General features: G+C 68.6%; 26 protein-coding genes and 3 pseudogenes. 23 read left to right on the top strand and 6 right to left on the bottom strand.

Annotation, left to right across the window (positions count from 1 at the left end; all coding sequences use genetic code 11):
- Position 1 precedes the first annotated feature (1 nt).
- The 3 genes from ACY5J6_RS00555 to ACY5J6_RS00545 are packed head-to-tail and all read left to right on the top strand — an operon-like array spanning position 2 to position 2,972.
- Positions 2 to 1,174 carry an MFS transporter gene (locus ACY5J6_RS00555; protein WP_462845498.1) on the top strand — a complete coding sequence of 391 codons (1,173 nt, stop codon included), beginning with the start codon at positions 2 to 4 and terminating at the stop codon, positions 1,172 to 1,174.
- The gene (gene recF / locus ACY5J6_RS00550) at positions 1,174 to 2,205 is read left to right on the top strand and encodes a DNA replication/repair protein RecF (RefSeq protein ID WP_462845497.1); all 1,032 of its coding nucleotides are present in this window, start codon (positions 1,174 to 1,176) and stop codon (positions 2,203 to 2,205) included. Before ACY5J6_RS00555 ends, recF begins: the two co-directional genes overlap by 1 nt.
- Entirely contained in the window at positions 2,190 to 2,972 is a 783-nt protein-coding gene (locus ACY5J6_RS00545) for a DciA family protein (protein ID WP_462845496.1), read from the top strand. The genes recF and ACY5J6_RS00545 overlap by 16 nt, the downstream gene beginning before the upstream one ends.
- Positions 2,973 to 3,188: 216 nt before the next feature.
- Here ACY5J6_RS00545 and ACY5J6_RS00540 read toward each other — a convergent pair whose 3' ends face one another.
- A complete protein-coding gene (locus tag ACY5J6_RS00540; RefSeq protein ID WP_462845495.1) occupies positions 3,189 to 3,383 on the bottom strand; it encodes a type II toxin-antitoxin system HicA family toxin in 195 nt (64 codons plus the stop codon).
- A complete protein-coding gene (locus ACY5J6_RS00535) occupies positions 3,383 to 3,604 on the bottom strand; it encodes a DUF1902 domain-containing protein (RefSeq protein ID WP_462845494.1) in 222 nt (73 codons plus the stop codon). The genes ACY5J6_RS00540 and ACY5J6_RS00535 overlap by 1 nt, the downstream gene beginning before the upstream one ends.
- A gap of 40 nt (positions 3,605 to 3,644) precedes the next feature.
- On the opposite strand from ACY5J6_RS00535, the gene ACY5J6_RS00530 reads away from it, so the two are divergent.
- The 8 genes from ACY5J6_RS00530 (at position 3,645) to ACY5J6_RS00495 (ending at position 8,983) form a co-directional block, all read left to right on the top strand.
- Entirely contained in the window at positions 3,645 to 4,391 is a 747-nt protein-coding gene (locus tag ACY5J6_RS00530; protein WP_462845493.1) for a hypothetical protein, read from the top strand.
- A 77-nt stretch (positions 4,392 to 4,468) separates the two neighbouring features.
- Positions 4,469 to 4,684, top strand: coding sequence for a hypothetical protein (locus ACY5J6_RS00525; RefSeq protein WP_462845492.1), 216 nt, complete (start codon positions 4,469 to 4,471; stop codon positions 4,682 to 4,684).
- Positions 4,685 to 4,693: 9 nt separating this feature from the next.
- Positions 4,694 to 5,599, top strand: a complete 906-nt coding sequence (locus ACY5J6_RS00520) for a bifunctional DNA primase/polymerase (protein WP_462845491.1) — start codon at positions 4,694 to 4,696, stop codon at positions 5,597 to 5,599.
- Positions 5,596 to 7,371, top strand: a complete 1,776-nt coding sequence (locus ACY5J6_RS00515; protein ID WP_462845490.1) for a hypothetical protein — start codon at positions 5,596 to 5,598, stop codon at positions 7,369 to 7,371. The genes ACY5J6_RS00520 and ACY5J6_RS00515 overlap by 4 nt, the downstream gene beginning before the upstream one ends.
- Positions 7,368 to 7,706, top strand: coding sequence for a hypothetical protein (locus tag ACY5J6_RS00510; RefSeq protein WP_462845489.1), 339 nt, complete (start codon positions 7,368 to 7,370; stop codon positions 7,704 to 7,706). Before ACY5J6_RS00515 ends, ACY5J6_RS00510 begins: the two co-directional genes overlap by 4 nt.
- A gap of 224 nt (positions 7,707 to 7,930) precedes the next feature.
- Positions 7,931 to 8,179 (top strand): hypothetical protein, encoded by a 249-nt coding sequence (locus ACY5J6_RS00505; protein ID WP_462845488.1) that lies wholly within the window; start codon positions 7,931 to 7,933, stop codon positions 8,177 to 8,179.
- A complete protein-coding gene (locus ACY5J6_RS00500) occupies positions 8,176 to 8,703 on the top strand; it encodes a hypothetical protein (RefSeq protein WP_462845487.1) in 528 nt (175 codons plus the stop codon). The genes ACY5J6_RS00505 and ACY5J6_RS00500 overlap by 4 nt, the downstream gene beginning before the upstream one ends.
- Positions 8,690 to 8,983 (top strand): hypothetical protein, encoded by a 294-nt coding sequence (locus ACY5J6_RS00495; protein WP_462845486.1) that lies wholly within the window; start codon positions 8,690 to 8,692, stop codon positions 8,981 to 8,983. The genes ACY5J6_RS00500 and ACY5J6_RS00495 overlap by 14 nt, the downstream gene beginning before the upstream one ends.
- 456 nt (positions 8,984 to 9,439) lie before the next feature.
- On the opposite strand, the gene ACY5J6_RS00490 is transcribed toward ACY5J6_RS00495, so the two are convergent.
- Both ACY5J6_RS00490 and ACY5J6_RS00485 read right to left on the bottom strand, forming a co-directional pair.
- Positions 9,440 to 9,853 carry a type II toxin-antitoxin system VapC family toxin gene (locus ACY5J6_RS00490; protein WP_462845485.1) on the bottom strand — a complete coding sequence of 138 codons (414 nt, stop codon included), beginning with the start codon at positions 9,851 to 9,853 and terminating at the stop codon, positions 9,440 to 9,442.
- Complete coding sequence (locus tag ACY5J6_RS00485; RefSeq protein WP_462845484.1) at positions 9,850 to 10,065, bottom strand: ribbon-helix-helix protein, CopG family; 216 nt, start codon at positions 10,063 to 10,065, stop codon at positions 9,850 to 9,852. The genes ACY5J6_RS00490 and ACY5J6_RS00485 overlap by 4 nt, the downstream gene beginning before the upstream one ends.
- Positions 10,066 to 10,245: 180 nt before the next feature.
- On the opposite strand from ACY5J6_RS00485, the gene ACY5J6_RS00480 reads away from it, so the two are divergent.
- On the top strand, positions 10,246 to 11,466 hold the full coding sequence (locus ACY5J6_RS00480) for an ATP-binding protein (protein WP_462845483.1): 1,221 nt from the start codon (positions 10,246 to 10,248) through the stop codon (positions 11,464 to 11,466).
- A gap of 429 nt (positions 11,467 to 11,895) precedes the next feature.
- Here the strand turns inward: ACY5J6_RS00480 and ACY5J6_RS00475 are convergent, their stop codons facing one another.
- Complete coding sequence (locus ACY5J6_RS00475) at positions 11,896 to 12,240, bottom strand: hypothetical protein (RefSeq protein WP_462846543.1); 345 nt, start codon at positions 12,238 to 12,240, stop codon at positions 11,896 to 11,898.
- Positions 12,241 to 12,303: 63 nt separating this feature from the next.
- Here ACY5J6_RS00475 and ACY5J6_RS00470 point away from each other — a divergent pair.
- The 11 genes and pseudogenes from ACY5J6_RS00470 to hutH all read left to right on the top strand — a co-directional run.
- Positions 12,304 to 13,052 (top strand): annotated as a pseudogene (locus ACY5J6_RS00470) (IS110 family transposase); the annotation flags it as partial.
- Positions 13,041 to 13,456 (top strand): annotated as a pseudogene (locus ACY5J6_RS00465) (transposase); the annotation flags it as partial. The pseudogenes ACY5J6_RS00470 and ACY5J6_RS00465, both read left to right, overlap by 12 nt.
- 66 nt (positions 13,457 to 13,522) lie before the next feature.
- A complete protein-coding gene (locus ACY5J6_RS00460) occupies positions 13,523 to 14,230 on the top strand; it encodes a GntR family transcriptional regulator (RefSeq protein WP_462845482.1) in 708 nt (235 codons plus the stop codon).
- A pseudogene (locus ACY5J6_RS00455) lies at positions 14,227 to 15,348 on the top strand (ABC transporter substrate-binding protein). Before ACY5J6_RS00460 ends, ACY5J6_RS00455 begins: the two are co-directional and overlap by 4 nt.
- Before the next feature lie 9 nt (positions 15,349 to 15,357).
- Positions 15,358 to 16,221: a branched-chain amino acid ABC transporter permease gene (locus ACY5J6_RS00450; RefSeq protein ID WP_462845481.1), complete on the top strand. Its 864-nt coding sequence runs from the start codon at positions 15,358 to 15,360 to the stop codon at positions 16,219 to 16,221.
- 13 nt (positions 16,222 to 16,234) lie between these two features.
- Positions 16,235 to 17,047 (top strand): branched-chain amino acid ABC transporter permease, encoded by an 813-nt coding sequence (locus ACY5J6_RS00445; protein ID WP_462845480.1) that lies wholly within the window; start codon positions 16,235 to 16,237, stop codon positions 17,045 to 17,047.
- Positions 17,044 to 17,793 (top strand): ABC transporter ATP-binding protein, encoded by a 750-nt coding sequence (locus ACY5J6_RS00440; protein ID WP_462845479.1) that lies wholly within the window; start codon positions 17,044 to 17,046, stop codon positions 17,791 to 17,793. The genes ACY5J6_RS00445 and ACY5J6_RS00440 overlap by 4 nt, the downstream gene beginning before the upstream one ends.
- Positions 17,780 to 18,478, top strand: coding sequence for an ABC transporter ATP-binding protein (locus ACY5J6_RS00435; protein ID WP_462845478.1), 699 nt, complete (start codon positions 17,780 to 17,782; stop codon positions 18,476 to 18,478). Before ACY5J6_RS00440 ends, ACY5J6_RS00435 begins: the two co-directional genes overlap by 14 nt.
- Positions 18,479 to 18,487: 9 nt before the next feature.
- The gene (hutU, locus tag ACY5J6_RS00430) at positions 18,488 to 20,143 is read left to right on the top strand and encodes a urocanate hydratase (RefSeq protein WP_462845477.1); all 1,656 of its coding nucleotides are present in this window, start codon (positions 18,488 to 18,490) and stop codon (positions 20,141 to 20,143) included.
- On the top strand, positions 20,140 to 21,318 hold the full coding sequence (gene hutI, locus ACY5J6_RS00425) for an imidazolonepropionase (protein WP_462845476.1): 1,179 nt from the start codon (positions 20,140 to 20,142) through the stop codon (positions 21,316 to 21,318). Before hutU ends, hutI begins: the two co-directional genes overlap by 4 nt.
- Positions 21,309 to 22,829: a histidine ammonia-lyase gene (gene hutH / locus ACY5J6_RS00420; RefSeq protein WP_462845475.1), complete on the top strand. Its 1,521-nt coding sequence runs from the start codon at positions 21,309 to 21,311 to the stop codon at positions 22,827 to 22,829. Before hutI ends, hutH begins: the two co-directional genes overlap by 10 nt.
- Here hutH and speB read toward each other — a convergent pair.
- A complete protein-coding gene (gene speB / locus ACY5J6_RS00415; RefSeq protein WP_462845474.1) occupies positions 22,821 to 23,747 on the bottom strand; it encodes an agmatinase in 927 nt (308 codons plus the stop codon). The genes hutH and speB overlap by 9 nt on opposite strands.
- Positions 23,748 to 23,793: the final 46 nt, after the last annotated feature.

Raw genomic sequence — 23,793 nt, 5'->3', positions numbered from 1 at the left:
CATGTCTCCCCTCGCCCTCCTCTTCCTCACCCTCTTCAACAGCGTCCTGGGCCTCTCCATCCTCTTCCCCATCCTGGGGCCTTTGGGCCGGGAGCTGGGCCTGAGCGAGGTCCAGGTGGGCCTTTTCTCCACGGGCTACGCCCTCATGCAGTTCCTCCTTGCCCCCTACTGGGGAAGGTGGAGCGAAGGGGGCCGGAAGCCCGTCCTTCTTGTGGGCATCCTGGGCTTCGCGGCGAGCTTCTTCCTCTTCGGCGTCTTCGCCCTTATGGGGGAAAAGGGCCTTGTGCCTCAGGGGCTCCTCTTCCTCCTGCTCCTCCTGGCGCGGCTTCTCGGAGGGGCCTTCAGCTCCGCCACCCTGCCCACGGCCCAGGCCTACGTGGCCGACGTCACGGGGCGGGAAAACCGCACCGCAGGCATGGCCCTCCTGGGGGCGGCCTTTGGCCTCGCGGTGATCCTGGGGCCCGCCTTGGGGGCGGGGCTTGCCGCCTTCTTAGGCCTTTTGGCCCCGGTCTTCTTCTCGGCGGGGATCGCCCTCCTCAACGCCCTCTTCGTCCACCTGGCCCTGCCCGAGTCCAGGACCCAAGGGAAGGGGGAGCCGGCGCGGCTTTCCCCCTGGGACGGGCGGGTCTTCCCCCTCCTCCTCCTGGGATTCGCCCTCAACCTCTCCAGCGTGGCCCTGGAGCAGACCATCGCCTTCTACTTCCAGGACCGCCTGGGCCTAACGGGGGTGGAGACCGCTCGGAGCGTGGGGCTCGCCTTGGTCCTCTACGGCCTGGTGGCGGTCTTCCTCCAGGGCTTCCTGGTGCGCAAGGCGGGCTGGCCCCCTAAGACCCTCCTCCTCCTGGGTCTTTCCGTGGGCCTTCTGGGCTTTCTGGTGCTGGTCTTCGCCAGGAGCTTTCCTGCCCTCACCCTGGGGCTTGCCCTCCAAGGAGCAGGGGCGGCCCTGGCGGGGCCTGGGGTGACGGCGGGGCTTTCCCTGGCGGTGGGGGAAGGGGAGCAAGGGCTGGTGGCGGGCCTCAACAGCTCGGCCCAGGCCTTAGGAAGGATGTTCGGGCCCATCCTGGGCACGGGGCTCTACCGGATGGCCCCCGAAGCCCCCTACCTCCTGGGAGCGGGGCTTCTCCTCTTGGGCCTGGCCTCCTTGCCCTTCCTGTTCCGCCGGGTCCGGCTTTGATGCGGCTCCTCCTCTTTCGGCAGCGGAACTTCCGCAACCTAGCCCTGGAGGCCTTCCGCCCTCCTCCGGGGCTTTTCGCCGTGGTGGGGGGGAACGGCCAGGGGAAGACCAACCTCCTTTGGGCCTGGCACCTCCTCCTAGGGGGGGAGGCGCCCGGGGCCCTGGGGGACCTGGTGCGCTTTGGAGAACGGGAAGCCTGGCTCTTCGCCGAGGTGCAAACCGAGCTTGGCCTTTACCGGGTGGAGCAACGCCTAGGCCCAGAAGGGAGGGAGGTGCGCCTCAACGGGAAGCCCGTGGGCTTAAGGGCGCTATGGGAGCTTCCCGGCTCGGTGCTGGTGCTCCCCGAAGACGTGGGAATCGTTCTTGGGCCCAAAGAGGCCAGGCGGGCCTTTCTAGACCGGCTTCTTTCCCGTTTTTCCCGGCGCTACGCCGCCCTCCTTACCGCCTACGAAAAGGTCTTGCGCCAGAGGAACGCCCTCTTGAAGGTGGGGGGAAACGGGCTAGGGGTTTGGGACCAGGAACTCGCCCGCTACGGGGAGGAAATCCTGGCCCTAAGAAGGCGCTTTCTCCGGCGCTTTCTGCCCATCTTCCAGGAGGTGTACCGGGCCCTGGCCCCGGGGGAAGCGGGCCTCGAGCTGGAGGAAAGCGTGCAGGGGAGCCTTCTAGAAGCCCTTCAGATAAGGCGGCAAGAGGAGCTCCTCCGGGGGCAGACCTTGGTGGGACCTCACCGGGACGACCTGGTGGTCCTCCTCCAGGGCCGCCCCGCCCACCGCTTCGCCAGCCGGGGGGAGGCCAAGGCCTTGGCCCTAGCCCTGCGTCTGGCCGAGCACCGCCTCCTCGCGGAGCACCACGGGGACCCCCCCATCCTTCTTTTGGACGAGTGGAGCGAGGAACTGGACGAACCCCGGCGGCAGGCGGTTCTGCGCTACGCCAAGGACCTCCCCCAGGCGGTCCTGGCTGGCCTCCAAGCGCCCGAAGGGGTGGTGGTATGCTCCATGCAAATGGGGGTGGTCCTGTGCCCTGGCGGCTAAAGGAGGTGATTCCCGAGGCCTTAAAGCGGGCCGGGGGCAAGGAGCGGCTTAGGCGAGGCATGGTCCTCGCCGCCTGGCGGGAGGTGGTGGGGCCGGGCCTGGCCCGGGTCACCGAGGCTCTGGCCCTCGAGGACGGCACCCTTTGGGTAGAGGTCCCCGATCCCGTGGTGGCCCACCAGCTCACCTACCACCGCCTCCTTCTCCTTCGCCGCTACGAGGAGCGGTTTCCGGGGATGGTGAAGGAAATCCGCTTCCAAGTGGGAAGCCCCAAGGCCCGGGAAGACTCCCCCAGGCCCCAAGACCCTGGTCCCGCCCAAGGCGTGCAGCTCGCCCAAAGCCGCAAGGCCTTGGCCCTGGCCCAGGAAGCCCCTCCCGACCTCCGGGACAAGGTGGCCCGGGCGGCTTTAGCCCTTCTCCAACGGCGGAAGGGCACTCCCTGCCCCATCTGCCAGACCCCTAGCGAGACCCACCCTTGCCCCACCTGCCGGCGCCTTTTGCAAGCGCCCGCCGTGGTCAAGGAGGCGGAACGCCTTTACCGGGGAAAACCCCCGCGTCTCCAAGGGGAAGCCCTTCGGGTGGCCCGGCACCTGGCCCGGGGAAAGCTTCTCCAGGCCATGCGGGAGCTCTACCCCGAGGCATTGAGGGAGGAAGGCCTAAGGCCCTTCCTGGCCGATCTGGCCCGCCGCTTCCGGACGCTCTTCCCTGAGGAAGCCCTTCCTGCGGGGGTCCAAAGCCTTTTGGAAAAAGAAAAACCCCCGCCCCCCTAGGGGGGGCGGGAGCGGTTGGTGGGCGGCAGAGGACTTGAACCTCTGGCCTCTCGCTTGTAAGGCGGGGAAAAATCGCCCGCTATTCCACGGAAACAGCCTTCTGGACGCGGTTTTCTTCCACCCACTTTCCTGGAACTTCCTCCGATATACGGGGGTTTACGGCTCCATAAGCCCCCTGATAAGCCCCCCACTTCCTGGAGCCTTTACATGAGCTTCCTAAAACCGCTTCGGTAAACCGGCTTGCCTCAAGACCCCGTTAGCCGTGTGGCGGGACTTTATCTTGCCGTCCACCACGAACTTGCGCCCCGTTATGGGGCTATACCAGATTTCATGGTCCCCCTTGCCCTGACGCACGGGATAGCAACCCGCCTCCCGGAGGAGGCGCTTGACCTCGGGGGCGTAATCCGCCATCAGGAGAGGGCCAAAGGCCGGGCGGCCTCGAGGTGAAGCTCCACCGGGGGCTCCACCCTCACCCCGTTCTCCTCAAGGAGCTCCGGCACCATCACCGCGAGCTTGGCAAGAAGCTCCTCCAGGGTGGGGGCCTCCGTAGCCAGTCCGGGCACGTCCTGGCTTTCCGCTACCCACACCCCGGCTTCCCCATCCCAGGAGGCCCGTACCTTGAGGGAGCGCATACCCGTAGGATACCGCACGGGGCCGGAGTAGACTGGGGGCATGGGGGACGCTGAGGCGTGGCGTAGGTGGAACGCCTGGCGCTACGTCCTTCACGCCGTGGAAGAGATAGCGCCAGAAGCCCTTGAGGACCTGGCCCGCCTGGTGCCGGTGTACCGGGAAGCCGCCCCCCACATGGACCGCCCCGGGTGGTACGTTTACGACTGGAAAAGCCTGGGGAAAGCCTTAGAAGCCCTAACGGGCGTGCCCGGCTATGAAGAGCCTCTGACAAAGATAAGGGACTTCCGGGAAGCCCTCCTCGCCTGGGGCCGTAGGTGGAACCTGGCCCATCCTGAGCCCCTAGGGTGGGCCATGGAGAACCTTCGGTTATGGGCCAAAGCCCCCGAACTGGCGGGGGGGCCGTTTGTTCACACCGGCCCCCTTGTGGACATCCCCTCATTCCCTCCTCTTCGGGTGCCGGAGTTTACCCCCCCCATCTACGGCGGGGAGAAGACCGGGAGTTGGGCCAAGGTGGAGGAAAGGCTCCGCCAAGCCTTTGAGTCCTGGCTAAGGGAGTGCCGGGCCCTCTACGAGGAGTGGAGCCTCCCCAACCGTGAGCTTCTGAAGCATGCCCGCTGGTGGGTGGCCCACAAGGTGAAGGGGTGGAGCCTTCGGACCCTGGCCAAGAGGGCACGGCTGGAAGGGCTTGTGGACAACGAGGGGCGCGTCCTGATTGAGGAAGCCGCCCCGAGCGCGGTTGCGAAGGCCATCGCAAGCCTGGATAAGGCGCTGGGGCTGGCGCCAACCTGAGCTTGTGCGTTCTCTCACTTATGTTCACCTGAGCCTTCCCCTTTTTAGGTGAACAACCTGGCCGCCAACCTGGGGGCATGAACGCTGAGAAGCGGCTCCTGAAGGTTGAGGAAGTCCGGCGGCTGGTAGGCGAGGACCTTTTGGGGCGGGACGCGGCGTATGCGCTGGCCCGCCGCTACGGGGTGCGGCTTGGGAAGCGGCTCCTGGTGCCGGCCCGGGTGGTGGAGGCCCTTCTGGAGGGGCGGCTGGAGGAGCTGGAGAAGACCCCCGGGGTGGAGGCCCGGGGGCGCTAGGAGGTTGCCGTGCCGCGTCAAGACCATTCTACCCCTACCGCCCTGAAGGCCGCCTTGGCCTACGCCCGGCTGGGCTACGCCGTCCTCCCCCTCTACCCGGGGGAGAAGCGCCCCCACGCTGGCCTGGTGCCCCACGGGTTGAGGCAGGCCACCCTGGACCCGGCCACCATCACCGCCTGGTGGAAGTCCTGCCCCGAGGCGGGAGTGGGCGTCCTGGCCCCCGAGGGGGTCCTGGTCTTGGACGTTGACGCCCCCGAGGCCTGGGAGGAGCTGAGGCGGGAGCACCCCGCCCTCCTGGAGGCCCCCCGGCAGAGGACCCCCAAGGGAGGGGTCCACGTCTTCCTCCGGCTTCCCCACGGGGTGCGGCTTTCCGCCACGACCAGGAAGATTCCCAAGGTGGACGTCCGGGGCATGAAGAAGGCCTACACGGTGGCTTGGCCTACGAGGCTTGCCGATGGACGGGGCTACGCCTGGGAGGTGCCCCTGGTGAGGCCGGAGGAGCTTCCCCCGGTGCCTGAAGGCCTCCTTCTCCGGCTCCTCCCCCCACCGCCACCCCCTAAGCCCGCGTGGACCCCGGTGGAGGGGGCCAGCCCCAAGCGGCTCCAGGCCATCCTCGGGGGCCTCGCGAAAGCCGTGGCCCGGGCCCACGTGGGCACGCGGCACCTGACCCTCCTCCGATACAGCCTGGCCGCCTTCGGCCTGGTGGCCCACGGCCTCCCCCCCGAGGAGGCGGAGGCCGCCCTCCTGGAGGCCGCCCGGGCCTCGGGGCTACCCGAGGGGGAGGCCAGGGACGTCTTGCGCTGGGCCAGGAGGGTGGGGGAGGCCAAGCCCCTCCCCCTGGAGCCTTCCCCTACCCCTCCCGAGCCCCGCACCTACCGCGCCAGGGTCTACGCCCGCATGAGGAGGTGGGCATGACCTTCCAGGACCTTCTCAAGCGGGTGGAAGGGGCCAAGGCGGAAACCCTCCCCGGCCTCCTCCCCGAGCTCTTCAAGGCCATCTACGAGGCGGGGCTTTTGGATACCGAGCTGGAAGCCCTCTTCATGCTCATCAAGAAGAAGACCGGGGTGAGCGTGGGCGCCCTCCGTAAGGACTGGGCCCGCTACCGGGTCGCGCGGGAGGAGGAGGCCCGCGAGGAGGCCGCCCCGGCCCTCACCCCCGAGGACCGGGAGGCCGCCCGGGAGCTCTCGGAGGACCCCGCCCTCCTCCACAAGGTCATCGGCACCCTCGGGGCGCTGGGGGTGGTGGGGGAGGAGGAAAACCGCGGCCTCCTCTACCTGGGCCTCCTTTCCGCCCGGACGGAAAGTCCCATCTCCATCCTGGTCAAGGGACGCTCCTCCTCGGGGAAGTCCTTCCTGGTGAGCACCGTGCTGAAGCTCATCCCCCCTCGGGGCTACTACGAGCTCACCAGCATGAGCGCCAAGGCCCTGGTGTACGCCGACCTGGACTTCCGGCACCGCCACCTGGTGCTCTACGAGGAGGACGGGCTGAACAACGAGGAAGTGCTCTACCTGGTGCGCAGCCTCCTCAGCGAGGGTCAAATCCGCTACATGACCGTGGAGAAGAGCCCCCAGGGGCGCATGGTGGCCCGGGAAATCACCCGTCCCGGCCCCACCGGGCTCATCACCACGCTCACCAGGGGGCTCACCAAGGAGGACAACGAAACCCGCACCTTCAGCCTCTACATGGACGACTCCAAGGACCACACCCTCCGGGTGGTGCAGGCCCTGGCCGAACGGGAGGCCCTGGGGGCGCGGCCCGAGGTGGAGGTGGCCCCCTGGCACGCCCTCTACGAGGCCCTTCCCCAAGTGGGGGTGGTGGTGCCCCACGCCCCGGCCATCGCCCGGCTCCTGGAGGCCCAGGACCTCCCCGAGGACCTGACCCGGCTCCGCCGGGACTTTGGCCGCTTCCTCACCCTGGTCAAGGTGGTGGCCCTCCTCCACCACGCCCGAAGGGAGGAGCGGGAGGGGCGTTTGGTGGCCTCCCTGGAGGACTACGCCCTGGCCTACCACCTGGCCGCCCGCCCCCTGGCCCGGAGCGTCCACACCGTGAGCCCCCAGGCCCTGGCCCTGGCCGTGGCCGTGCGGGAGGTGTACGAGGCCAAGCGGGAAGAGCTTGAGGGGAAGGTCCCCGAGGGGAGCGTGGCCGTGTACGTGAAGGACGTGGCCCGCCATCTGCGCTGGGCCAAGCGCACGGTGCAGAAGTGGGTGGACCTGGCCGAGGCCGCCGGGCTGGTGGACGTGCAGAAGGACGGGAACCGCCTGGCCCTGAGGCCCGTGGAGGGGGCGCCCCTGGAGGAGGCCGCCTTCCGGCTCCTCCCCGAGCCCGAGCGGCTAGCCCGGGAGCTGGGGGAGGGGGGGAGGTACGTGCACCCCATCACCGGGGAAGTGCACGTGCTCTACCTTCCCGGAAGCGCGTGCGCGTTCTCCCCGAAAACCGAGGGAAACGCCCTCCAGGACGAGAAAAACCCTCGCGCACGCCATGCGCACGACCGCGCACGCCCCCCCGAGAAACGCCCTTCTGGAGAGGAAAAACCCCGTGCGCGTTCGGAAGTGGCTTCCCCATCGCAAAACCCGGAGGAACGCGCACGCTCCGAGCTGGAGGCCCTGGCCGAAAAGACAGGGGCGCGGGTGTTCCACGTGCCCCTCCCCCGCGCCCTGGAGGAAGACGAGGTGGAGGTGGAGCTGTGAGCCCGTGGCGGAAGCTCATCGCCCTGGCCCCGGCCTTGGCCGCCAAGGTGCGGGCCATGCGCCCGCCCAAGCTCCGGGTGCTGGCGGATGGCCGGGTGCTCTACTGGGCCCTGGCCGTCCCGGGGGAGGAGGACCTGGAGGCGCATGCCGCCTGGCCCGGGCAGAACGCCCCGAGCCTCGAGGCCTGGCTTGTGGAGCGCTTGGCCTTCCTGGCCGAAAGCTGGCCGGAGGCGAGGGAGGTGGAGCTCCTGGGCGTGTGGACGGGGGACCCGCCCCGCCTTGAGCCCATCGCCCGGGCCCGGGTGAAGACCAAGGAGGGGGTAGGCCATGCCTGAGCGTGCGCGAGTTTCGGGGAACGCCGTCCTGGACGGGAGGAAGAACGCGCACGCACTTTGTGCCGTCCAGGACGGCACTCCTCTCCCACGCGTGCGCGTGCGTGCGCACAGCGTGCGCGAGGGTTTTGCCCGTGCAGGACGCGATAAACCCCCCGTTGGGAGGGGAACGCGCACGCGCTTCCGGGGAGATAGAGAGGCGCGGACCCCCTGGGAGGAGGTGGCCCATGCGGGCGATTGACGCGGTGGCGCGGTACTTGTGGGAGGAGGGGCTGGACGTGTTCACGGACCCCCTGGAGCCCCCCGGGCACCTGGTGGTGCGGGATGGCCCCTTTACCCGCGTCTTCTCGCCCGGGGAGGTGCAGGCCCTGGCCCAAGCCCTCCAGGCCCTGGGGGTCATGGATGAGAAAGGCCGCCCTCTGAGTCGTGAGGTTTTTGGTAGGGGGGCTAGACGTTGCGGGGAGGTGAGCGCGTGAACGAGCTCATGACCCTCCTCAGGGAGGCCTTAGGCGCGGGAAGGCGCGGCCCTCTCCCGGGGCAAGGGCGCGGCCCGGGGGAGCCCTGGCAGGGGCTTGTGGAGGAAACGCCCCAGGTTTGGGCCGCGTGGCTTGCCGAATACTGGAGGCTCAAGACGCGCCGCCCCCTCCCCGAGGTGCCCCCCGTCCGGCTGACCTACGAGGGGCAGGAGGTGCGGCTGGTGGGGGTGGAACGCCCCTTCGGCTACGAGTGGCAGTTCCTCTGCCCGGGGTGCGGGGGAAAGCGCCGGGTGCTCTACCTGACGCGCCGGGGGCTCCTCTGCCGAAGGTGCGGGAAGCTGGGCTACCTCTCCCAGGCCAGGAGAAAGGGGAGGACCCTGGAGCTTGGCCTTCCCCTCTGGGGGAGGCGCATGCTGGGGGGCCTCCCCGAGGCCCTGGCCCAGGACCTGGCCCAGGACGTGCGGAAGGAGCTGGAAGGGCTTTTCGGCAAGCTGAGCGTGGAGGTGAGGGATGAGGAAGACTAAAGAACCCGCGTGGGTTGCCCGCTACCTGAAGGCCAAGGCCAAGTGGGAGGAGGCCGAAGCGTGGAGGGAGCGGCTGGGCGCCCTGGCCCCCAGGGCCCTGGAAGTCCTGGAGGCGGCCTTGGATGAGGCCAAGAAGCTTGACCCCGAGCGCCGGGCCAAGCTGGCCGTCCTGGCCCTCCGGCTCGCCATGAGCGCGTGGCCCGAGGCGGAGCCCAGCCCCGAGCTCTTCGCCCTGAAGGAAGCCCTGAAGTCGTCAAGGATTGACGGGAAGGAGGGCTAGGCTGAAGGGTTGCCGCTCTGGAGGGGGGCTTACCCCTTCTCCCCTCAAGGGGAAACCTAAGGGATGGGTAAGCGTGGAAACCTCATGCCCCCCCGTGGTAAGATGGGTGTCAACCCACCGGGCTGGGCCTGGGTTCCCGATAGCCCGGTGCAGGACGGGCGGCCCTCCAGGGGGCCGTTCCCCGTTTTTTACCCCCCATGGAGGCCGGGGCGCTCATTCGCGAAAGCTGCCTTTCGCGAAGGAATCCCCTCCCGGCCAAGGGGGGCGCCTTCTCTCTTTTCTGGAAAACCCTCGGCACTGGGAAGCCCGTGGACGGGCCGTGAGCCCGGGGCAAGACTTTCCCCCTAGGGCGTAGGGGTGCTTCCCGCCTCAACCCGGAGGGCCGTAAACGGCTCGTTGGGCTAAGCCCTGGACCCGTGTCCTTCCCCCGAATCCGCTGCCGGGGGTCTGCCCACATCAAGGGGTCCAGAAGCGAAGGGCCGGGAAAGCGCCCAGGTCCCGGTAGTTCAGGGTCCAGACGGGCACCCCAAGCCGCAGGGCGAGGAGGGCCACGCTGGCGTCCTCCAGGGTGCCTTCCCAGCCGGGAAGGTGGGTGAGGAGGAGCCTGGCCTCCTCCAGGTCTTCCAGGGCGAAGGGAACCACCACCGCACCCTCCACCACCTTCGCCAAACCTTTCCGCGCCACCTGCGGCCCCGCCTCGTAGAGGAGCCACTTGAACACCTCAAAGAGGATGGGCATGGGCACGAAGAGACGCGTACCCCCTTTGGCGAGGCGGCGGAAGCCCCTCACCGCTTCCTCGTGGTCGGGGTCGGAGCGGTGGAGGAGGGTGATGAGGGGCCCCGCGTCCAGGACCAGCCTTGGGGGGATCACCGCTCCTTTCGGATGAGGGCGTCGTGCTCCCGGGCGGAGCGCTCGGCCTTCCCTACCAGCCCCGCCACTTCCAGAAGGGCCTCTGGGCGCTTGAGGAGCTCGCGCTCCAAGAGCTCCCGCACCAGGGCGGAGAGGCTTAGGCCGGGGCGGGCCTTGCGGTAGGCCTCTATTTCCTGGGCCAGATGGTCGGGAAGGTAGAGGGTCACCCGCATGTCATACATCATCATACTACCCTGGCCGAGAGGGAGAGGGGGGCGGTGAGGACTAGGCAGACTTGACCGCTATACCCCATAGAGCCCCAGGAACCTGAGGGCGGAGAGGGGAATGCCCTTCCGCCCTTCCCCGGAGAGGTGGTATTGCCTTTCCGCTACTGAATGACTATCATTCAGACTGTGGAAAGGTCTTTCCTCCCCCGCGCAGCCGGGCCCCTCCTGGAGCGGCTTCTGCAGGTTTTCCCCGTGGTGGCGGTCATGGGGGCCCGGCAGGTGGGCAAGAGCACCTTGGTGCGGCACCTGCCCGCCTTGGGGGGGCACCTCTACCTGAGCCTGGACGACCTGGACCTCCGCCTCCAGGCGGAGGCCGACCCACACGCCCTCCTCCGCCGGGGGGAGCGGCTCATCCTGGACGAGGTGCAGCGGGTGCCCGAGCTCCTCCTGGCCATAAAGCGCTCCGTGGACGAGGCCCGCATGCCCGGCCGCTTTGTCCTCACCGGCTCCGCCCACCTCCTCCTCCACGCCCATCTGGGGGAGACCCTGGCAGGTCGGGCGGCCCATCTGGTCTTGTGGCCCATGACCCGGCGGGAGCAGCGGGGCCTGGGGAGGACGGGGCCGTGGGAGGAGCTCCTCGCCCTTCCCATGGAGGCGTGGCCTTCCCTCCTGCGGGAGGCCTGGGACCTCCGGGAAGACTGGCGTTCCGCCGTGGCCCGGGGCGGCTTTCCCGTCCCCGCCCTCCTCCTGAAGGACTGGGAGGAGCGGCAGATGTGGCTCCGCGCCTACCTGCAAACCTACCTGGAGCGGGATGTGCCCGCCCTCAGGGCGGTGGAAAACCTGCCCGAGCTCCGCAAGCTTATGGAGGCCCTGGCCCTGCGTTCGGGAAGCCTCCTGAACCAGAGCGAGCTGGCCCGGGACCTGGGGATATCCCAGCCCACGGTGCACCGTTACTTGAACCTCTTGGAGGTGAGCTTCCTCCTGGTGCGCCTTAGGGGATACGCCCGTAACCGCACCAAGCGCCTGGTCAAGTCGCCCAAGGTCTACCTCCCCGACCCCGCCCTGGCCCTCTACCTAGCGGGGGGAAGGCCTTCGGGAGCCCACTTGGAGACCCTGGTCCTCCTGGACCTGCTGGCCTTCCGGGACGCCCAGGCGGAGCCCCCGGGTCTTTACCACTGGCGCACCGCCTCCGGCCAGGAGGTGGATTTCGTCCTGGAGGCGGGGGAGAAACTTCTGCCCGTGGAGGTGAAGGCCACCTCCAGGCCCACCCCGAAGGACGCCCAGGGGCTTCTGGCCTTCCTGGCGGAGTACCCCGAAGCCCCCGGCGGGCTCCTCCTTCACGGGGGGGAGGAGGTCTTTCCCCTGGTGGAACGGGTGGTGGCCGCCCCCTGGTGGACGGTGGCCTGATACGGATTGTGAAGTGCTGCCCCAAATTTGGACCACCCCAGGGGAGAGGCCGAGGGGTGTAGTCTGAAGGGGTAGCAGGATGCGCAAGTGGTCGGCAAAGGAAAGGGCAAAGATCGTTATCCCGCTTTGCAAGCTTCAGGGCAATAAGACCTCCGGTCCGAGCCCTTCTCCTCGCCCCTTCGGGGAGCGCCTAGCGCTTCGTCCTCGGGAGAGCGGGTGCCCGCGCACTTCCCGAGGCTCCAAAGCTCTCTGGCTTCCCTCTGACTCAGTGGGGACGGTATGCCGGCCCGTAGTCCCTCTACCTGGGCCAAAGCCTTCCCCCCCAGCGACAGCACCACCAGCCCGGTATCTGGACGGCAAGAGAGATCGCGTTAGAGGGGCGAAAAGGAAAGCCCAGGCGGCCCGAAGGCCGCCCAGGTTCTTCCCCCCTCAAGGGGCGGTGTAGCTTCCCTCCTCGCTTCCAGAGCGCAAGTAGATCCCCGGGGTGGCGAGGAGCTTCCAGAAGTTGGGGGCGGCCAAGAGCGTACCCAAGGGCTTGTTGATGTAGAAGGCGCTCGCCTCGTAGCCCACGGTGTCGTTGGTGGCCGGGACGGGGAAGCCCAAGGAGCTCAGGTCGGGCAGGGCGTAGCTCGTGCCCGTTCCGATCCATGTATCTTGCCCCCTGAGGGAGGCCCTACCGCTCCGGTCACCGGGCCACCACGCCCGCAGGGCTGATGGGTAGCCACCCGCCCCGGCCTCCCCGCCGCACAGTATCCCGGTCGTCAAAGACCGCATCCACATGGAAGGCCCACGGGGTCGGGTGGCCACCTCCCTCAGTCTACCCAAGGGAGAAAGACCATGCTCCGCGCAGGTATTGACGTCAGCAAGCCCCACCTGGACCTGGCCCTGGTCTCCGGCACCGCCAAGCCCTCCTCGCCGCCCTCGCCCACCTCCGCCCCGCCTGGGTGCCCCTGGAGCCCACCGGCGCCTACCACCTCCCCCTCCTCAAGCTCCTGGCGGAGAAGGGCCTCCAGGTGGCCCTGGTCAACCCCTACCACCTGGCCGCCTTCCGCCGGGCCGCGGGGGAGCGCCACAAGACCGACCGCCAGGACGCCCTCCTCCTCGCCCACTACGCCCGGGTCTACCGGGAAAGCCTCCGGGCCTACACCCTCCCCCCAGAAGCCCTCCAGGAGCTCAAGGCCCTGGTGGGCTACCGGGAGGATTTGGCCGGGCGGGAGCGGGCCATCCTCAACCAGCTGGAGGCGGCGGAATGGGCGGGGAGCAAGGAGGTCCTCGCCCTCCTCCAGAGGGAGCTGGCGTGCGTGAAGGGGCTTTTTGGGGAGGTGGAGGCCAGGGTCCAGGCCCTCCTCGCCGCCCTCCCCGAGGCGGAGGTGCTGATGGGCCTGCCCGGGGTGGGGCCCCAGGTGGCGGCGGCGGTGCTGGCCCTCCTGCCCCCGGAGCTTTGGGGCCGGGCGAAGAGGGCGGCCTCCTACGCGGGGCTCATCCCCGAGCGGGAGGAGTCGGGGAAGAGCGTGGAGAGGAGCCGGCTTTCCAGGAAAGGACCCCCCCTCTTGCGGCGGAAGCTGTACATGGGGGCCCTGGCGGCGGCCTGGCCCCGGTACGGCTACCGGCGCCTCACCGCCCTCCTGCGGGGGGAAGGCTTCCAGGTGGGGGAGAAGCGGGTGCGCTCCCTCATGCGGGGGGAGGGTCTGCTTCTTGCTCGGAAGCCCCCCCTCCCAGGACTACCTCCCCAGGGGGCCTTCTCCAAGGGGTGAAGAACCTCCTGCCGGGACTCGCGGTGACCCGCCCGCACCAGGTGTGGGTGGCGGACCTGAGCTACGTGGTCCTGGGGGAGGGGGTGGCCTACCCGGCGGGGGTGATGGACCTCCACACCCGGAGGGTCCTGGCGATAGCCCTGGGGCCCAGGCTTTCTTCAGTGACCTTAGCTGCGTTGAGGATTGCCCTTAGGTACGGATGCTCTGAGGCACACCATTTGGGTCGGGGGGTGCAGAGGCCAGCCCCAAGGACTTGACAGACGGGGGTAGCCTGTGGTGTTGTATATACAACTAAACGGGTCATGGCGCACAAGTACGTGGAGGTCAAGGAGGCATTGCTTAGGGAGATCAGAGCGGGCAAGCTCAACGGCGAGGTCCCTTCGGAAGAGGCCCTCGCCCGGCGCTTCTCCGTTAGCCGCATGACCGCCCGTAGGGCTTTGGAGGAGTTGGCCGCGGAGGGCTGGTTGGAGCGGGGCAGGGGCCGCCGTGGCCGCCTGGCGGAGTTGCGTTTTGGACAGGGGTTTTTCCGCGTCCGCCCTTTCTACCGTTTCGCAGAGAGCGTGGGGGCCCGACCCTCCACGCGCCTCCTAGCGGCTGGGCCGGCCAAGCCTCCGGCCACTGTGCAGCAACGGCTGGGCACCTCGGACACCATCCGCATCGAGCGGCTCCGCTTCCTTAACGATGACCCCGTGATACTGGAGGTCCGCTACCTGCGGACGGACCTTTGCAGTAGCATCCTCGAGCACGATCTCGAGGCGGAGTCCATCCACGAGATTCTCGTTCGCAACCTTAACCTGCCCCTTACGCAAGTCTGGCAGCGCCTCGAGGCCACCTCCCTCAGGGGCCGGGTGGCCCGGCTTCTGGGCGTTCCCAACCGAACCCCCGGCTTTCGGCTGGAACGGGTGACCTTCACCTTCGACACACCCGTTACCTGGGTTGAGTACCGGATGAGGGGGGACCGGTACTACTTTGAGGACGTCTTTTCCCCCCAAAGGGAGGTGCAGGAATGAGGCGAGTTGGGTTCGTGCTGTTCTGGCTTTTGGGCGCGGCGTTGGCCCAGGGGATCAAGGTGGGGGTGCTCGCGCCCCTCTCGGGTCCGGCGGCGGCGGACGGGAAGAGCGTCCTCTCGGGGATTCAGATTGCCGCCGAGGAGATCAACGCCTCCGGGGGCCTTCTCGGGCGCAAGATCGAGTTGGTGGTCTACGACGATCAGGCCGACCCCCGCCTGGCGGTGAACTTTGTTCGGCGGCTGATCGAGCTGGACAAGGTGGCCTTTATCATCGGCGGGTCCTACAGCGGAGCGAGCCTGGCCGCGAGCCCGGTGGCCAACGAGGCCCAGGTGCCCTTCATCGCGGCTTACGCGGTGCATCCCGACATCACCCACGGGAAACCTTACGCCTTTCGCATGGGCCTGCTCGGGCCCGTTCAGGGACGCGTGGGGGCGTTTCTGGCCCATCGCCTGGGGGCCAAGCAGGTGGCCGTCCTGAGCATCTAGAACGACTTCGGCCGCTCCCTGGAGCAGGGGTTTAGGGACCAGGCGGCCAAGCTGGGCCTCGAGGTGGTCTTCAGCGAGGTGTACCCCCCCGGGAACCAGAACTTCTCCCCTCTTCTTGCCCGGCTCAAGGCCAGCGGTGCCCAGGCCCTCTACGCCAGCGGTTACTACGCCGAGGCCGCCAACCTGGTGTGCCAGGCCAGGTCCCTCGGGCTGGACATCCCGATCATCGGGCAGGAGGGCTACGACTCGCCCAAGTTCATCGAGCTGGCAGGCCCGGCAGCCGAAGGGGTGTACATCACCACCACCCTGGACCGGGACAGCCAGAGCCCCGAGGTCCGGGGCTTTCTTCGCAAGTACCAGGAGCGGACGGGCCTCCCCGCGGACATGGTAGGGGCCTCTGGGTACGCGGCTTTGAAGGTGATGGCCCAGGCGGTACAGCGAGCCGGAGGCCTGGACGGGCCGGCCCTCCGTCGCGGGCTCCTGGGGCTTATCAACCTTGAGACCGCCGTGGGCAAGATCTTCTTCTTCACCAGCCAGGGCGACCCCGTCAAGTCGGCCACCGTCCAGGTGGTCAAAAACGGCCAGTTCGGCCGCTTCCTCAACGTAACCGACCTGGCCCTCCTGAAACCCTAAGGGGGTATCTTGGACCTTTTCACGCTGACGGCTCTCTTGGGCGATGGGCTGGCGGTGGGCTCTATCTATGCGCTAACGGCCCTGGGGCTCACGCTGGTCTACGGTCTTCTCCAGGTGCTCCACGTGGCCCATGCGGGGGTTTACGCGGTCGGGGCCTACGCGGGGTGGTGGGCCTTCCAAAAGACGGGGAGCTTCGGGCTGGCCCTCGGTGCGGGCGCCGTGGTGGCGGCCCTCTTCGGCCTCTTTCTGGAGACGTGGTTCTACCGGCCCCTCCTGTCCCGCCCCCCCCACGTGGCCCTCATCGGCTCCATAGGCCTTTTCCTGGCCGTGGGCGATCTCCTGCGCATCCTCTTCGGGCCCTACCAGCAAAGCCTTCCCGCCTTGGCGCCCGCCCCCGTGGTCGGCATGCTCACCGCACCCCAGCTGGTCGTGGTGGGGGCAACGGCGGTCCTCCTGCTCGGGGTCTACTTCCTCGTGGAGCAGACCCGCTTGGGCCTGGGCTGGCGGGCCATGGCCCAGGACGCCCCGACCGCGGCCGCCTTGGGCGTGGACCTTCCCCTGATGAGCCGCTTGGCCTTTTTAGCCGCCTCGCTCCTGGCGGGCTTGGCAGGGGTGCTGGTGGGCGCCTACTACAACCAGGTCTACCCCACTATGGGGGCCGTGCTGGCCTACAAGGGCCTGGCCATCGTGGTCCTAGGTGGGCTGGGGAATCTCTGGGGCACGGTGGCTGCCGCCCTTCTCCTGGGCCTTTTGGAGTCGCTGGCGGTGGCCTACCTGGGCCACCGCTTTCCTCCGGAGGGCGTAGCCTTTGTAGCCCTGATCCTGGTGCTCCTCTTTCGGCCCCAAGGGCTCTTCAGCCGGGCACGGCGGTAAGGGAGGTGCGGGCATGTACGTGGCGACCATCCTCCAGCTCCTGCTGATCTATGCCCTCCTGACCCTTTCCCTCAACCTGGTGGTCGGGCTCGCCGGTCAGGTCAACCTGGGGCACGCGGCCTTCTTCGGGATCGGGGCCTATGTGGGGGGCACCCTGCTGAAGGCGGGGGCCCCCTTTCCCGTAGCCCTTGCGGCCGGTGCGGCGGCCGCCACGGCCCTGGGCCTGGTGCTGGGAGCGGTCAGCCTCCGCCTGCGGGGGGACTACTTGGCCATTGACACCATCGGCTTCAACTTCGCCGTGGTGGCGGCCCTCCTCTACACCCCCTACTTCGGTGGAGCCTACGGCTTAAGCGGCATCCCGCGAGGCCTGGCGCCAAGCACCTACGTGCTGGCCCTTCTGGCCACCTTCGGTCTCGCCGTCTTCATACACGAACGGGTCCGAAACTCGGAAAGCGGCTACGCCCTCGTGGTCTTGCGCGACTCGGAGGCGGCGGCCGAAGCGCTGGGCCTCAGCGTGGCCCGGTTCAAGCTGGTGGCGTTCGCCTTGTCCACCGCCCTGGCCGGGGTGGCTGGCGTGTTCTACGCGGCTTACATCGGTACCCTGCGGCCCGAGGACTTCGGGTTTCCGCTTTCCGTAACGCTGATCGCCATGCTGGTGGTCGGCGGAATGGGGGGTCTTTGGGGACCCATTCTCGGCGCCTTCCTCCTTGGGGGCTTCGCCCAAGCCTTCGCTTTCGTTCACGACTACCAGGCCGTCCTTTATGGCCTCCTCCTGGCCTTGGTCATGCGCTACCGCCCCCAGGGGATCTTGGGGAGGGTCTCGTGACCGTGCTCGAAGGACGTGGCCTGACCCGGAGGTTCGGGGGGCTCGTCGCGGTACACCGGGTGGACATCCAGGTCCGCCAAGGGGAGGTCTTGGGCCTTTTCGGCCCGAACGGCGCGGGCAAGACCACCCTCTTCAACCTCCTGGCGGGGGCCATCCCTCCCTCGGAAGGCCAGGTCTACCTGGAGGGGCGTGAGGTCACCCACCTGCCCACCTACCGGCGCGCTCAGCTGGGCCTCGCCAGGACCTTCCAGATCGTCCAGCCCTTCCGCTCCTTGACCGCCTTGGAGAACGTCCTGGTGGCCTTGGCCAGGGACAGCTTCCGCAGGCTCCTGCCCCTCGGCAGGCTGGCGACCCCGGAGCGGCAGGCCAAGGCCCTGGCCCTGCTGGAGCAGGTGGGGATCGCAGACTTCGCCCATAGGAACGTGTCCCAGGTGCCGCTAGGGGTTTTGAAGCGGCTGGAGGTGGCCCGGGCCCTAGCCCTGGAGCCCAAGGTTCTGCTCTTGGACGAGCCGCTGGCGGGCCTTACCTTCAAGGAAGCGGAGGAGGTGCTGGGGGTGGTGACCGCCCTAAGGGGACGCATCGCCGTGGTCTTGGTGGAACACCACGTGCACCTGGCCCTGCCGGTCTGCGACCGGGCCCTGGTGCTGGACCGGGGTACGATCATCGCCCAGGGCGGGCCCGACGCCGTGCGCTCGGATCCCCGGGTGATCCAGGTGTATTTGGGGGAAGAGGATGCTCCAGCTTGAGGGCGTTTCCGTGCGCTACGGAGTGGTCCAAGCCGTGGCCGGCGTGGACCTTCAGGTGGCTCCTGGGGAGTGGGTGGCGGTGATCGGCGCCAACGGGGCGGGGAAGACCTCCCTCCTGCGAGGGGTCATGGGCCTGGCGCAAACCTCGGGGAAGATCCTCTGGCAGGGGATGCGCCTGGATCGCCTTCCCCCCTGGCACCGGAGCGCCCTAGGTATCGGCTATGTGCCCGAGGGGCGCGGCATCTTCGCCGACCTCACGGTGGAGGAGAACCTCCGGCTGGGCGGTTACCGCCTGGGCAGGCAGGCCCTCCGGGAAGGGCTGGACCGGGTCTACGCCATCCTTCCCCTGCTGGCCGAGCGGCGGCGGCAGCTGGCGGGCACCCTTTCCGGAGGGGAGCAACAGCTTCTGGCCTTGGGCAGGGCGCTGTTGTCCCGGCCGATACTGCTGCTCGTGGACGAGCCCTCCTGGGGGCTGATGCCCAAAATGGTGGTCCAGGTCTTCGCCACCCTGGCCCAGCTCCACCGGGAGGGGATGGGCATCCTCATGGTGGAGCAGAACGCCCGCAAGGCACTGGTGTACGCCCAACGCGGCTATGTCCTGGAGCTGGGCCGGGTGGCCCTCCAGGGGCCTGCGGTGGAGCTGAGGCGGCATCCGCGGGTTTTGGAAGCGTACATAGGAGGGTAGGGAAGACGTATGAGTCGGTTGGTGCGCGCGCCGAGAGGCAGTGACCGTACGGCTAAGGGCTGGATTCAGGAAGCGGCCAAGCGGATGTTGATGAACAACCTGGATCCCGAGGTCGCCGAGAAGCCCGAGGAGCTCATCGTGTACGGGGGGCGGGGAAAGGCGGCCCGGAGCTGGGAGGATTTCGATCGCATCGTTCGCGTCTTGGACCGCTTGGAGAACGACGAAACCCTTCTGGTCCAGTCGGGTCGGGCCGTGGGGGTTTTTCGCACCCACGAGCTGGCTCCACGGGTGATCATCGCCAACTCTAACTTGGTCCCGCGCTGGGCCACGTGGGAGGTCTTCGACGAGCTGGAGAGGCAGGGCCTCCTCATGTACGGCCAGATGACGGCGGGAAGCTGGATCTACATCGGCACCCAGGGCATCCTGCAAGGCACGTACGAGACCTTTCTGGCGGCAGCCCGAAAGCACTTTGGCGGTAGCCTGCGCGGTACCGTGACCGTGACCGCTGGTCTGGGAGGGATGGGCGGAGCCCAGCCTTTGGCCGTGACCCTGAACGAGGGCGTGGCCCTGGTCGTGGAGGTGGACCCCGAGCGGATCCGCCGCCGCCTGGACACGGGGTACCTGGACACCTGGACGGCCAGCCTTGAGGAAGCCCTCCGTTGGGCGGAGGAGGCACGGAGGCAGGGCAGAGCCCTTTCCATCGGCCTTTTGGGAAACGCTGCCGAGGTGCTGCCGGAGATGGTCCGCCTGGGCTTCACCCCCGACTTGGTCACAGACCAGACCTCGGCCCACGACCCCCTCTACGGGTACGTCCCGCCCCTGAAGCCCGACGAGGACCCCGGGGAGCTGCGGCAGAAGGATCCCGAGGGGTACAAGGCCCGGGCCCTCGAGGCCATGGCCCGCCACTGCCAGGCCATCGTGGAGATGCAGCGCCGGGGTGCGGTGGCCTTCGATTACGGCAACAACCTGAGGGCGATGGCCAAGTTGGGCGGCTTCGCCGATGCCTTCAGCTATCCGGGCTTTGTCCCTGCCTTTATTCGGGATCTATTCTGCGAGGGCAAGGGGCCTTTCCGCTGGGTGGCCCTTTCCGGCGATCCCGAGGACATCTACCGGACCGACCGGGCCGTACTGGAGCTGTTTCCGGAGGACGAGGGCCTGAAGCGGTGGCTCACGGAAGGGGTTAAGCGGTTCCGTTTCCAGGGGCTCCCGGCCCGCATCTGCTGGCTGGGCTACGGAGAACGGGATAGGGCGGGGCTCCGGTTCAACGAGATGGTGCGGAAGGGGGAGCTCAAGGCCCCCATTGTCATCGGCCGGGATCACCTGGACGCCGGGAGCGTGGCCAGCCCCTTCCGCGAAACCGAGGCCATGCTGGACGGATCGGATGCCATCGCGGACTGGCCCCTTCTCAACTTCGCCCTCAATGCCGTTTCTGGGGCCGGGTGGGTGAGCTTCCACCACGGGGGAGGGGTGGGCATGGGCTACAGCCTGCACGCAGGCCAAGTGGTGGTGGCCGACGGTAGCGAGGAGGCCGCCTTCCGCTTGGAACGGGTCCTCACCAACGACCCCGGAACCGGGATCATGCGCCACGCCCATGCCGGCTACGAGAAGGCCAAGCGGATCGCCAGGGAGCGCAGGGTAGACCTCTGCGGTTGGGAAGAGCCGTGAAGGTGTTCCGGGGCATCCGCGAGCTTCTTTCCCCCTTCGCCCGCTACCGGGAGGCGGCCCTGGCCGTGCGGGAGGGGCGGGTGGCGTGGGTGGGGCCGGAGGGCGAGCTTCCCGAGGCCTTCGCCTCCTGGCCCCAGGAGGACCTCGCCGGAGCCAGCGTGGTCCCGGGCTTGGTGGACCCCCACACCCACCTGATCTACGCGGGCGACCGCTACGAGGAGTTCCTGCGCCGTTCGCGGGGCGAGCCCTACGAGGCCATCCTCCAGGCCGGGGGAGGCATCTACGAGACCGTCCGGGCCACGGTTCAAGCCGAAGATGAGGCGCTCTTGTCCTCGGCCCAGGCGCGGGCCAGGAGCCTCTTGGCCCACGGGGTAACCTCCCTGGAGATCAAGAGCGGCTACGGGCTGGAGCCCGAGGCGGAGCTGCGGCTCCTCCGGCTCATCCGCCGGCTAAAGGAGAGGGTGCCGCAGCGGGTCTTCGCCACCCTGCTGGCCCACGCGGTGCCCCGAGGGTGGGCGCGGAAGGCCTATGTGCGGGCGCTGGTGGAGGAGGTTCTACCCCAGGTGGCCCGGGAGCACCTGGCCCTCATGGCCGATGTGTTCTGCGACCAGGGAGCCTTCACCGTGGAGGAGGCAGAGGTCCTTTTGACCAGCGCTAGGGGCCGCGGCCTCGGGGTGAGGCTCCACGCGGAACAGATCGCCCGGACCGGGGCCTCCCAGCTGGCCGCACGCCTACGGGCGCTTTCCGCAGACCACCTGGAGATGGCCACGCTGGAGGATCTCTCCTCCTTGGCAGAGGCGGGGGTGGTGGCGGTCCTCCTGCCCGGGGCTGCGCTCTCCCTGAAAAAACCCCTTCCCCAAGCCGCTCTTCTGCGCCAGGCCGGGGTGAGGGTGGCGCTGGCCAGCGACCACAACCCGGGGACGAGTCCCCTCCTCAACCCCTGGCTCACCATGGCCCTGGCGGTGCACGTGGTAGGGTTGGGTGCGGAAGAGGCCTTGGTAGCCCACACCGCTCACGCGGCCCTGGCCCTGGGCTGTCCGGAGCTGGGAAGGCTCGAGCCCGGGGCCATGGCCGATTTCGTGGCCCTAGAGGCGCCGCCCCTGGATCCCATCTACCGCTTCGGCGAGCATCCGCCCCTCGCCGTCTACATCGGAGGGGAGCGGGTATGGGTCTAGTGGGCGAGCCCTTGAACCTGGAGAGCATCCTGGCCGTGGCCCGGGACGGACGGACCGTGGGGCTGGCCCAAGAGGCGCGGGAGCGGCTGGAGCGGTGTCGGGCCTACGTGGAGCGCCTCCTGCAGGAGGGGCGGAGGGTCTACGGCGTCACCACGGGCTTCGGCCGCCTGGCCCAGGTGCGGATCCCCCCCTCAGAGGCCCGGTCCTTGCAGCGTAACCTCCTCCTCTCCCACGCCATGGGGGTCGGGGAAAATCTGCCCCAGGACGTGGTCCGGGCCATGCTTCTCCTGCGGGCCCAGAGCCTGGCCCTGGGACACAGCGGGGTGCGCCCCGAGGTGGTGGAGCTCCTCCTGGAGATGCTGAACCGGGGGGTTCACCCTGTGGTTCCTGCCCAGGGCTCGGTGGGGGCCAGCGGGGACCTGGCGCCCCTGGCCCACCTGGCCCTTCCCCTCCTCGGGGAGGGGTTCGCCGAGTACGCCGGGGAGGTCCTCCCTGGCGGGGAAGCTTTGCGCCGAGCAGGGCTCTCTCCCATCGGGCTGGAGGCCAAAGAGGGGCTGGCCCTCATCAACGGCACCCAGGCCATGACCGCCCTTGGGCTCCTGACCCTGACCGATGCCTTGAGCGCGGTCAAGGTGGCGGACGTGGCCCTAGCCATGAGCCTAGAGGCCATCAAGGGCTCGCTGCGGCCCTTCTTTCCCCAGGTGTTCCGCCTGCGCCCCCACCCTGGAGCGGCGCGCGTGGGGGAGAACGTGCTAAAGCTTTGCCAGGGCAGCGAGATCATGCGCTCCCACGAGAACTGCCCTAAGGTCCAAGACCCCTACAGCTTCCGCGCCCCCCCGCAAGTCCACGGTGCTAGCCGCGATGCGCTGGAGCACGCCTTGGAGGTGCTGCTCCGGGAGGCCAACGCCGTAACGGACAACCCCCTCCTCTTCCCGGAGGAGGACCTGGTGCTCTCCGCGGGCAACTTCCACGGGCAGCCTGTGGCCCTGGCCATGGACTACGCCAAGATAGCCCTGGCGGAGCTGGCCAGCATCAGCGAGCGGCGGACGGAGAAGATGTTGGACCCGGCCTTCTCCGGCCTGCCCGCCTTCCTGGCGGCCCAGGGAGGGCTCCACTCTGGCCTCATGATCAGCCAGTACACCGCGGCCAGCCTGGTCTCCGAAAACAAGGTGCTGGCCCACCCGGCCAGCGTGGACTCCATCCCCACCAGCGCCAATCAGGAGGACCACGTTTCCATGGGCACCACGGCTACCCGCCACGCCCGCATGGTCATGGAGAACCTGCGCCACGTGCTGGCCATAGAGGTCCGGGTAGCCCTGGAAGCCTTGGAGTACCACCGACCCCTCCGGGCGGGAAGGGGGGTGGAGGCGGCCCGCCAGGCCCTGCGGGAAGCAATCCCACCCCTCACGGAAGACCGCTTCCTAGCCCCGGACCACGCCAGGGTCCACGCCCTGCTTTTCAGCGGCGACCTCCTAGCCCGGGTAGAGGCAGCGGTGGGCCCCTTAGCCTGAGGCCCTGGCCCACCAGAGGGCGAGGACCTCGGCCAGAAGGCGGGCGGCCACCAAGGAGGAAAGGCCGGTGGGGTCCAGGTTGGGGGCCAGCTCGACCAGGTCCACACCGATAAGCTCGTTCCGCTCTACCACCCCTTCCAGGAGGGCCAGGGTCTCGCCGTAGCTCAACCCCTCCACCTCGGGGCTACTGGTCCCAGGGAGCAGGGCGGGGTCGAGCACGTCCACGTCTACGCTCACGTAGACCCGTTGGCCCTGGGGCAAAAGCGGTTTTACCGCCTCCACGTTCCGGCGGACCTCCTGGGCCGACACCAGGACGTGGCCCCGCTCCTTGGCCGCCCGGTAAGCCTCGGGGCTCACGCGAAGGCCGCGGAGGCCGATGCAGGTGATCCCCTGGAGGCCCGGGAGTTCCTCCACCGCCCTGCGGAAGGGGCTGGAGTTGGAGTAGCGGGTTCCGTGGCGCTGGTCGCTGAAGTCTAAGTGGGCGTCCAACTGGACGACGTAGAGGGGTTCGCCCGCGTAGGCGCGCAGGACCGGCAGGGTGACGGAGTGGTCGCCCCCCACGAAGACGGGGAGGCGAACCCTGTTCCGGAGAACCTGGGCCGCCTCGGTGATGCGGCGAAAGCTTTCCTGGTACTCCAGCTGGGCCGGGTCCACGTCCCCGGCGTCCACCACCCGGACCCCGCGGAGGCGCGGACCCCGCTCGGGGTCGAAAAGGCCCTCCTCTGGATGGAAGGCGTAGCGGGCGCTGGCCTCCCGGATGGCGCTCGGGGCGAAGCGGGCGCCTGGCCGAAAGCCCACGGCGAAGTCGTAGGGTAGGCCCAAGAGGGCCACGTCGGCTTCCCAGGTGGCCTCGAGGGGAAGGTAGGGGGCCTTAAAGAAGGTATGGGGGCCAGTGAAGGTCAATTCGCCTGCGCGCATGTGCACGCCCACAGATTAACCCAAGCTGTCCTCTATACCGGACTTA

The sequence above is a fragment of the Thermus sp. H19.2 genome (assembly GCF_054979525.1).
Note: the sequence above shows the minus strand (reverse complement) of the source record. Positions and strands in the feature narration are given on the sequence as shown.